Here is a 538-nt window from a genome sequence, read left to right on the forward strand (position 1 = left end):
ACCATCTATGCGCCGAGGCACGGCAACGACCGCCTGCTGCTCGGGCTCAAGGGCAGCCTCAACGAGTACGAACTGGAGTTGTTGCGCCAACTCGCCATCGCACCGGTCTCGAAGCCGATACGCTCGGCATGAGACGCATGTTTGTTAAGCAGGTCAGTCAAGACACCAGGATTAGACTTGGCTTTCCCTTCGAAGATTACTTGACCAGACTCGTTGACAACGCACACAGCGGTTTCTCTCTGTGAGACCTCCAGCCCGACGTACTGCTTCATGGGAGCTCCTTCGAATCATTTGATTGCGAGGGCTCAACGAAAATGGAGGTTGTCTGCCACGAGCGCCGACCGCAATTACGTCATCGTTTGCAAATTTGGCTCTGACTCATATGTGGAACGGCCCGGGCTGCAAGATCTTTTTCTGGTAGAATAGGGGATGACGGTGCGTCATATGTTCGGCCTGTGAATGCGGCGCCTGACCGCTGGCCACGATGATATCCGCGGAAGCAATCGCCCAATCAATTTCTCGCGCTCGAAGCGCAGTG

At 55.4% G+C, this 538-nt stretch carries 2 pseudogenes; one reads left to right on the top strand and one right to left on the bottom strand.

Going from position 1 to position 538, the window contains the following annotated elements:
* Window positions 1-102: pseudogene (locus AC0L3A_RS40920) on the top strand (recombinase family protein); the annotation flags it as partial.
* On the opposite strand, the pseudogene AC0L3A_RS40925 reads toward AC0L3A_RS40920, so the two are convergent.
* Window positions 87-272, bottom strand: a pseudogene (locus tag AC0L3A_RS40925) (IS110 family RNA-guided transposase); the annotation flags it as partial. The pseudogenes AC0L3A_RS40920 and AC0L3A_RS40925 overlap by 16 nt on opposite strands.
* Between the last annotated feature and the right edge of the window lie 266 nt (window positions 273-538).

This window comes from Bradyrhizobium sp. MI1.3 (assembly GCF_055811695.1).